Origin of the sequence: Phytomonospora endophytica (assembly GCF_014202425.1) — a bacterium.
Lineage (GTDB): Bacteria > Actinomycetota > Actinomycetes > Mycobacteriales > Micromonosporaceae > Phytomonospora > Phytomonospora endophytica.
This window is the reverse complement of record NZ_JACHGT010000024.1, coordinates 91,826-99,792: the sequence shown is the minus strand read 5'-3', so window position 1 is coordinate 99,792 and position 7,967 is coordinate 91,826. Positions and strand designations below refer to the sequence as shown.

The window sequence follows — 7,967 nt, the reverse complement described above, 5'->3', positions numbered from 1 at the left end:
CTGGGGCTTCGCCCCAGACCCCACCAGGGACTCCGTCCCTGGACCCGGAACTCGCGTAGCGAGTCTCTTCGAGACTCGCTACGCGAAGATCAAGACCGGGCTTCGGGGGGACGCCACGCTTGGGGCTTTGTCCTCGCCTTTCGCTTTGCGAGTCTCTTCGAGACTCGCAAAGCGAAAGGGCTCGTTCGTCTCGTTCGTTCGTCTAACAGTCGTACAGTGAGTTCGGCTCCACCTTCTCGCAGTACCTCACGTGCAGATGGTTGTCGTGGTTCGCGTATTGCGTTGTCAGGCCCTCGCTGATCAGGGTTGGGTCGTTGAAGAAGATCAATGCCACGTGGCCCGGTGCCGCTGTGCGGATCGCCTGTACCAGTTGCCTCGTCGCCGCACGGTCGTACGTCGGCGACTGCCAGGTGATCCGGCCCGCCGTGCACTGGCCGTTGTCCGTGCGGATCGGCCAGATGTCGGCGTCCAGGCCCACCCGGTGGGAAGAATGGCCGTTGATCGCGCCTCCGTGTTCGAAACCCACATCACCCAGAGGAACCTGGCCCTGGCCCGTCGTCGCGAAGCTGCGGACCGCCGACTCCAGTTGCGCGACCGCCGCGGCCGTACCCCAGTTGGCCGTGCCGTTACCGTCGGGGTTCTGATCGCAGATGCCCGCACCGAAGTCCGGATAGTCGTAGTGCCAGCCCAGATTCCGCCACGTCGTCGGACCCACGACGCCGTCGACACCAATGCCCGCGTGGCTCTGGAAATCCCGCACGGCCGTCGTCAGCGCCGCACCGAAAGTCCCGTCCACCGCGAGCGACAGCCGCCGCTTGGCGTTGAGCTGGACCTGCAGCGCCTTCACCGCGGCGCCCGAGGCACCCTGCTGGATCTGCGGTGCCAGGGCCGCCCAGGTCTGCGGACCGACGATCCCGTCGACGCCCAGGCCCTTCGCCGTCTGGAACGCGCGGACCGCCGTCGTCGTGCCGGAACCGAAGACGCCGTCGGCCGTCACGGACTGCCCGTGATGCTGGAGGAGGTACTGGATCGTGAGGACGTCGGCGCCCCTGTTCCCCGCGCTCTGCGTGTGAAAGTAGGCGTTCGGATAGGCCGCGGCCGGAGTGGCCGAGACGACGAGGGCCATCGCGCTGACGATCGCGACGAGCAGCAGACGTAAGTGCCGGAACATGGTCTCTCCTAGATGTCGGTGATGCGGAAGCCGATGCCGTTGGGGACATCGCGTTCGTACCCCATCGACGGGTGGTTGCGGACGCTGAGCCCGTCGGCGCCCGGGAGGCGGGCGACCATCGTCGACGAGCCGCCGCCGTCGAGACTGAGCACGTCGGCGGCACCGAGCCCGGCGAGGAAACCCGCGAGCTCGACGTAGGTCATGCCCACGCTGTCGTCGCTGCGGCCGTCGACGGTGACCAGCCACATGCGCGAACCGTCGGCGGAGAAGCCGACGGCGGTGCGGGGATTCGGGGAGTAGCCGTCGGGGGCGACGGTCTCACCGTCACGCCTCAGGACCTCGTTGCCACTGATGGCGGTGTACGCGTCCGGGGCGGGAACGTCGAGGGTCACCGGGTCGCCGACCTTGAGTCCGGCGAGCGCCACGGCTCCCGCCTCGCGTCCGATGAGGACGGTGTCGGTGCCGGGCCGCCAGCCGTCGGGGGTGTCGGCGGTCTCGGTGACGAGGCCCGCGCCGACCCGGACGGCGCTGACCTCGTCGGCGCCTTTGACGGTCTCGCCGAGGTCGGCCTCGCCCCAGGCGGGGGTGTACGCGCCGACGCCTCCGTCGGCGACGTTGCCGGAGTTGAGGTTTCCCACCTGGACGGGGCCGGTGGGCAGCGTGGCGGTCGCCGACATCCGCAGCGTCTCGACGCGGCCGCGGCGGTCGGCGCCGACGACGGCGGTGTCGTTCCAGCCTTTCGCGCGGCCGTGCAGGAAACCGCCGCCGGTGACGCCGATGCCGTGCGGGGCGTCGGTGTGGCCGAGGTCGAAGAAGTCGCCGTTGACCGCGGCGACCGCCCCCGCCAGGCGCGCCTGTTCGCTCAGGGGCGCGGTGGCGCTGACCGTGCCGGGGTTGAGGTAGACGGTTTCAAGACCCGGCGTGGCGAGGTCGGCGGTGATGACGGAGACGACGACGGGCCCGTCGAGGCGGTGCTCGGTGAGGGTGAGGCCGTCGGCGAGCGCGACGGCCGCCGCGTGCGCGGGTGCCGTGACGAGGACGGCGGTGAACAGGACCGCCGCCATGGTCGCGCGTGTCGTCGTCCCCACTCGCACGGCCGCTCCCCGGGTCGGCGGACAGTCGCGTCGAGGGTATTGGCCGGGCGCGTCGCCGTCAACGACCTACGGTTTCCGGGCGTGTTCCGTAGCCGGGCTACCTCACGTCGAGGAAACCCCGCTGGACGAAGTGGGTGATGACCGGCGCGAGCGAGGCGGCGAGGAGGCCGTCGGGCGCTTCGTGGGCCGCGGCGAGCAGGGCGATCTGGGTGCGGACGGGGACCAGTCCGTTGCAGCCGCCGAGGAACGCGACGAGCAGCGGGTCGACCTCTTCGACGAAGCGCATGCCCGCGGTCTGGGCGAGGAGCTGGCGTCCGACCTCCCAGCCGTCTTCGCCGAGGGTCGCGTCCTGGCGCAGTTCGACGCCGTCGGCGAGGCGGAGGCGGGCGGCGAGGAGCCGTTCGGGGGTGAGCCCGGCGATGACGTCGTAGCGGCCGAACCAGTCGGCGATGCGGTCGGCGTAGGGCGAGGTGACCTGGTGGCGGATGTCGTCGCAGTGCACGATCGGGTCGTCGCGGCCGGAGCGGCGCGCGGTGATCATGCCGAAGCCGACGCCTTCGACCTTGCTCGCCTCGAACCAGTCGAGCCAGGCGGCCAGGGCGTGCGGGTCGTGCGCCTCGGCGGCGTCGCGCTGCCAGACGCGGACGTAGTCGAGGGGGTCGGTGACGTCGCGCTGGATCGCCCACACGTCGCAGCCGGTGCCGGCGAACCAGCCGCCGACGCGTTCGCGCCAGTCCTGGCCTTCGACGTGGACCCAGTTGGCGAGGAACTGGAGGGTGCCGCCGGGGTTGAGGAGGGCGGGCGCGGCGGCGGCGAGTTCGGCGCAGACGCCGTCGGCTTCGCGGCCGGAGTCGCGGTAGGTGAAGGCCGCGCTTCCGGCGCCGATGACGAAGGGCGGGTTGGACACGACGAGGTCGAAGCGGCGGCCCGCGACCGGTGCGAGCATGTCGCCCTGGAGCAGTTCCCAGTCGAGGTCGTTGAGGCGGGCGTTGGCCGCGGCGAAGCCGAGGGCGCGCCCGGACAGGTCGGTGGCGGTGACGCGCTCGGCGTGGCCGGAGAGGTGCAGGGCCTGGACTCCGCAGCCGGTGCCGACGTCGAGGGCACTGCCGACGGGCGCGCGCAGCGTCGCCGCGGTCAGGGTGGACGAGGCGCCGCCGACGCCGAGGACGTGCTCGCTGTCGAGGGCGCGGCCGGGCGCGGCGGGCAGGTCGGCGAGGACGTGGAAGTCGCCGTGGACGGTCAGGGACATCCCGGCGGTGTAGCCGTCGCCCGCACGCGTGAGCAGGCCCCACGCGAGGGCGGATGCGACGTCGAGGGGTGCGAGGGCCGCGGCGACGGGGGCCGCGGCCACGGGCGTGGCGCACATGAAGAGGCGGACGAACACGTCGAGGGCGTCGAGTCCGGCCGTCGCGGCCAGCGCGCCCCGGTGATCACCGCGTTCGGAGGCGGCCGTGTCCCGCTCGCCGAGCCGGGCGCGAACGCCTTCGGGATGGAAGCCCGCGGCGGCCAGTGCCTCGCGAAGCCGGTCGATGTCGCTGCTGGGAATCCGCACCCGCAGATCTTACGAGGAGGTCAGCGCGACGGCCCGGCGGCTGCGGGCCAGGATCGTGCCGAACGCGAAGGCGGCGGCCACGCCGACCACGACGCTCACCCAGGACGTGTTGAACAGCAACGCGTTGAGGTATCCCAGGGCGACGGTGTAGGCGGCCCACACCGCGGCGGCGACGGCCGAGGCGAGCTGGAAGCGGGCACGCGGCATGTCGGGGTCGGTCGCGGCGACGGCGGTGGCGAGGGTGCGGCCGGTCGGGATGAGGCGCGCGAAGGTCATGGTGCTGATCGGGCGCGCCTGGAGGGTGTCGCGCAGACGGTCGTTGACCTTGGCGGCGCGCGGCATGCGCGCGAGGAAACGGTGGACCGGGCCGGCGCCGGGTTCGATGGCGCGGTAGGCGAGGTTGTCGCCGAGGGTGGAGGCCACCGCGCCGCCGACGAGCAGCAGGAGCATCTCGGTGACCGTGCCGTCGTGCTTGCCCGCGTAGACGACCGCGACGATGAGGAGCGAGCCGCTGGGCAGGAAGGGCACGAACACGTCGAGGGTGATCGAGACCATCACCAGGGCGTACATCCATGGTGAGCTGAGCAGTTCGGCGATCTGGGCGGCCATCGCGGTGGTGGGCTGGTCCCTTCTGAAGTCCGGCTGGGCCGGACACGTCAGTCCAGCTTGCCGTACCGTCTGCCGGGCGCGGAAGGATTTCAGCTGTGATGTGCGCCGGTAGACATGAACGCGCTTCTGCGCGGAGGTTACCCGCACGGGAGCTGAGAGAACCTGAGAGTGCGGGACGGACCGGATGGAACGGGATCTAAGGGCGCTGTTGGATCGGGTCGCCGGACTCGGCGGCTTCTTCGGGCTGCCCGGCGCCTGGCCGTCCCACGACCACACCGCCGCCGAGCTGTACGAGGGCGACGCGTTCGGCGAGCTCGCCGAGCGCGTGCGGGCGCGGCTCGGGGGCGAGCGGCGGGTCGTGCTGTCGGTGACGCACCTGGGGTACGTGGCGCGCCTGCTGTCGCCGTTCCTCGGCGTCGCCGTCGTCGCGGGGGCCACCCTCGTCGTGCCGCCCGAGTCGCTGCTGGTCCGCCAGACGCCCGAAGGCGGGCTGCGACTGGCGCTCGGGACGGGCGCGAGCGTCGTCGACGGGACCGGCGGTCTGGCAAGGGAACTCGCCGACCGGCACCTTCTCCCCCTCGCCGCGCGGCTGCGCCCCGACCTGGCGCCGACCCTGCTCGCGGGGAACGCGGCCTCGGCCCTCGCGGGCGCCGTCCGGGTCCTCCCGCCGGGTCTGCGGCCGGAAGGAGCGCGGGTACTCGCCGGGCTGCTGGAGCGGCCGCCGCTGGTGGGGGCGTTCCGGTCACCCGGCGTGCGGCGGACGTGCTGCCTGTTCCTGAAGCTGCCCGGCGGTGGCCGCTGCGGTGACTGTCCTGTCGTACCCCGCCTTTAACCTGCGGACATGCCGACCAAGTACACGAGTCCCGTCGACGTCTTCCTGATCCTCACGCGCGGTGAGGAGGTTCTGCTCGCGCTGCGGCGGAACACGGGCTACGGCGACGGGCAGTGGAACTTCCCCTCGGGGAAGCTGGAGGACGGCGAGGCGGTCGACGTCGCGATGTGCCGCGAGGCCTGGGAGGAACTCGGGCTGAAGCTGACTCCCGCCGACCTGCCGCCGCCGCGGCTGCTGCACGTCCGCTCGCCGGAGGGACAGGGCCGCATCGGGCTGTTCTACCCGGTGGAGCTGGACGCCGCGAGGTTCGGTGAGCCCGTCAACGCCGAGCCGCACAAGTGCGGCGGACTGCGCTGGTTCCCCCTCGGCGAGGCGCCGGAGGGGACGGTGCCGTACACGGCGCAGGGGTGGACGCTGTGGCGCTCGGGTGCGGCGTACGGGGCGGCGGGGTGGGGTTAGCCCGGGCTCCGCCGGCCGGGTCCCGCGCCCCGGCGACCCTTCGCCGCGCGGCCTGATTCCACGCACGGGCAGGCGCCGTGACGCCCGTCACTCCGTGCCCGTTTCCCTTGCCGGGCAAGCGTTTCCCGCCTTAGTGTACGAAACTGTTTCGTACACTAACTCTCATCGCCAGGGACGCCCCATGCCGCAGACCACGCCCGATCCACGACGCTGGTGGGCGCTCGCCGTCATCGCCGGTGCCCAGCTCGTCCTCATGCTCGACGCCGTCATCGTCAACATCGCCCTCCCCTCCGCGCAGGCCGAACTCGGGCTCTCCGACGGCGACCGCCAATGGGTCATCACCGCCTACACGCTCACCTTCGGCGGCCTGCTCCTGCTCGGCGGACGCCTCGGCGACCTCTTCGGCCGCAAACGTACCTTCGTCGTCGGCCTCCTCGGCTTCGCCGCCGCCTCGGCGCTGGGCGGCGCGGCGACGAGCCCCGGCATGCTGCTCACCGGCCGCGTCCTCCAGGGCGCCTTCGCCTCGGTCCTCGCGCCCACCATCATGTCGCTGATCGTCCTCACCTTCACCGACGTCCGCGAGCGCGGGAAGGCCTTCGGCATGTACGGCATCGTCGGCGCGGCCGGCGGTGCCTTCGGACTGCTCATCGGCGGCCTGATCACCGAGTTCCTGGACTGGCGCTGGACCATGTACATCAACGTCCCCGTCGCGATCGCCGCCGCCGTCGCCGGGTCGCGGGTCCTCGTCGCGGTGCCTCCGGGCAGGCGCACCCGGCTCGATGTACCGGGCACGATCCTCGGCACGGTCGGGCTCGCCTCGCTCGTCTTCGGCTTCGGCCGCGCCGAGAGCGCCGGCTGGGACTCCCCCGAGATCCTCGGCCTTCTCGGCACGGCGGCCGTCGCGCTCATCGCCTTCGTCCTCTGGCAGGCGTGCGCGAGGCAGCCGCTGGTGCCGTTGCGGATCCTCGCCGACCGCACCCGGGCCGGCGCGCTGCTGGCCATCACGCTCATGGTCGCCGGGAACTACGGGATGTTCCTCATGACCACCTACTTCATGCAGGGCATCAAGGAGTACAGCCCGCTGCAGACCGGCCTGGGCTACCTCCCGATGACCGGCACGATGGTCCTCGTCTCCACCGTCGTCATCGGCCGCGTCGGGGACCGTTTCCGGCCCGTCGCGCTCGTCATCACCGGTTTCGTCCTGGCGATCACGGCGATGGTCCTGTTCACCCGCGTCGACGCCGACGGCGGCTTCGCCACCGAGCTGCTGGTGCCGATGCTCCTGCTCGGCTCCGGGGGCGGCCTCATCTTCGGCAAGATCATCGGCCTGAGCCAGACGCGCGTGCGCCCCGAGGACACCGGCTCGGCCTCGGCCCTGACGAACGTCGCGCAGCAGATCGGCGGCTCGATCGGCGCCGCCCTCATGAACACGATCGCGATCTCGGCGACGGCGACCTACGTCGCGGCCAACGGCCCCGGCGACCCGGCCGCCGCGGCGACGCACGGCTACACCACGGCGTTCACGTGGTCGGCGGCGTTCCTGACGGCGGCACTGCTGTCGGTCGTGCTCCTCATCCGCACGCCCGCGAAGGAGGCGGCCGCTCCCGAGCCTCAGCCCGAGGTGGTGGCAACGGGCTGATCGAGGCCGCGCAGCAAAGGCAGCACCAGGGTGTCGATCAGTTCGACGTAGAAATCCTCGTCGGACTGGTCGACGTCGAGCCATTTCCGGCGCATGCACATCGCGGGCAGCGTCTCCGGCAGCAACCGGTTCTCCAGCAGTCCCGGCGACAGCTCCCCGCGTTCCACCGCCCAGGTCAGGGCCTGGTGGACGGCGTCACGGAAAGGCTTGACGAGCTGTTCGCGGACCATCCCGCGCAGCTCGTCGTCGCGCTGGAAGGCCGGGTGGATCCCGGCGAGGAAGGCCTCGTCGTGGTGCTTGGAGCCGACGTGGTCGTGCATCACGCGGATCAGGTCCGCGCGCAGGTCACCGGTCGAGCCGTGCTCCGGCGGGCGCGGATTCATGCGGTGCAGGACCGCCGTGGCGAGGTCGGCCTTGCCCGTCCAGCGGCGGTAGATGGTCGCCTTGCTGGCGTGCGCGCGGGCGGCGACCTGGTCGATGCGCATGGCGTCGTAACCGACCTCGGAGATCAGCGCGCGGACCGCGTCGAGGATCGCCGTCTCCCGTTCGGGATTGAGCCGCAGACGGGGATTCTCCGACTCCGCCATCGATGATCATCTCCTTCGCTTCGA

The 7,967-nt window shown here is 71.8% G+C and carries 8 protein-coding genes; 3 read left to right on the top strand and 5 right to left on the bottom strand.

Going from position 1 to position 7,967, the window contains the following annotated elements; translation table 11 throughout:
* Positions 1–202: 202 nt before the first annotated feature.
* The 4 genes from HNR73_RS37205 to HNR73_RS37190 all read right to left on the bottom strand — a co-directional run bounded on the left by HNR73_RS37205 (position 203) and on the right by HNR73_RS37190 (position 4,426).
* Positions 203–1,126, bottom strand: a complete 924-nt coding sequence (locus HNR73_RS37205; protein WP_239122041.1) for a penicillin-insensitive murein endopeptidase — start codon at positions 1,124–1,126, stop codon at positions 203–205.
* A 53-nt stretch (positions 1,127–1,179) separates the two neighbouring features.
* Positions 1,180–2,259, bottom strand: a complete 1,080-nt coding sequence (locus HNR73_RS41100) for a phosphodiester glycosidase family protein (protein ID WP_184792773.1) — start codon at positions 2,257–2,259, stop codon at positions 1,180–1,182.
* Between the two features lie 103 nt (positions 2,260–2,362).
* Positions 2,363–3,817, bottom strand: a complete 1,455-nt coding sequence (locus HNR73_RS37195; protein WP_184792772.1) for a DUF7782 domain-containing protein — start codon at positions 3,815–3,817, stop codon at positions 2,363–2,365.
* Positions 3,818–3,826: 9 nt separating this feature from the next.
* Positions 3,827–4,426 carry a DedA family protein gene (locus tag HNR73_RS37190; RefSeq protein WP_184792771.1) on the bottom strand — a complete coding sequence of 200 codons (600 nt, stop codon included), beginning with the start codon at positions 4,424–4,426 and terminating at the stop codon, positions 3,827–3,829.
* Positions 4,427–4,610: 184 nt separating this feature from the next.
* Here HNR73_RS37190 and HNR73_RS37185 point away from each other — a divergent pair, with 184 nt between their 5' ends.
* The 3 genes from HNR73_RS37185 to HNR73_RS37175 all read left to right on the top strand — a co-directional run bounded on the left by HNR73_RS37185 (position 4,611) and on the right by HNR73_RS37175 (position 7,356).
* The gene (locus HNR73_RS37185; protein WP_184792770.1) at positions 4,611–5,258 is read left to right on the top strand and encodes a (2Fe-2S)-binding protein; all 648 of its coding nucleotides are present in this window, start codon (positions 4,611–4,613) and stop codon (positions 5,256–5,258) included.
* Between the two features lie 9 nt (positions 5,259–5,267).
* A complete protein-coding gene (locus tag HNR73_RS37180) occupies positions 5,268–5,717 on the top strand; it encodes an NUDIX domain-containing protein (protein WP_184792769.1) in 450 nt (149 codons plus the stop codon).
* Between the two features lie 181 nt (positions 5,718–5,898).
* Complete coding sequence (locus HNR73_RS37175) at positions 5,899–7,356, top strand: DHA2 family efflux MFS transporter permease subunit (RefSeq protein ID WP_184792768.1); 1,458 nt, start codon at positions 5,899–5,901, stop codon at positions 7,354–7,356.
* On the opposite strand, the gene HNR73_RS37170 is transcribed toward HNR73_RS37175, so the two are convergent.
* On the bottom strand, positions 7,329–7,943 hold the full coding sequence (locus HNR73_RS37170; protein ID WP_184792767.1) for a TetR/AcrR family transcriptional regulator: 615 nt from the start codon (positions 7,941–7,943) through the stop codon (positions 7,329–7,331). The genes HNR73_RS37175 and HNR73_RS37170 overlap by 28 nt on opposite strands.
* Positions 7,944–7,967 lie beyond the last annotated feature (24 nt).

Excerpts from the sequence above, each read along its gene's own strand:
- HNR73_RS37205 (WP_239122041.1), bottom strand. The coding sequence starts at position 1,126 with ATGGCCCTCGTCGTCTCGGCCACTCCGGCCGCGGCCTATCCGAACGCC.
- HNR73_RS37190 (WP_184792771.1), bottom strand. The coding sequence starts at position 4,426 with ATGGCCGCCCAGATCGCCGAACTGCTCAGCTCACCATGGATGTACGCC.
- HNR73_RS37185 (WP_184792770.1), top strand. The coding sequence starts at position 4,611 with ATGGAACGGGATCTAAGGGCGCTGTTGGATCGGGTCGCCGGACTCGGC.
- HNR73_RS37180 (WP_184792769.1), top strand. The coding sequence starts at position 5,268 with ATGCCGACCAAGTACACGAGTCCCGTCGACGTCTTCCTGATCCTCACG.
- HNR73_RS37175 (WP_184792768.1), top strand. The coding sequence starts at position 5,899 with ATGCCGCAGACCACGCCCGATCCACGACGCTGGTGGGCGCTCGCCGTC.
- HNR73_RS37170 (WP_184792767.1), bottom strand. The coding sequence starts at position 7,943 with ATGGCGGAGTCGGAGAATCCCCGTCTGCGGCTCAATCCCGAACGGGAG.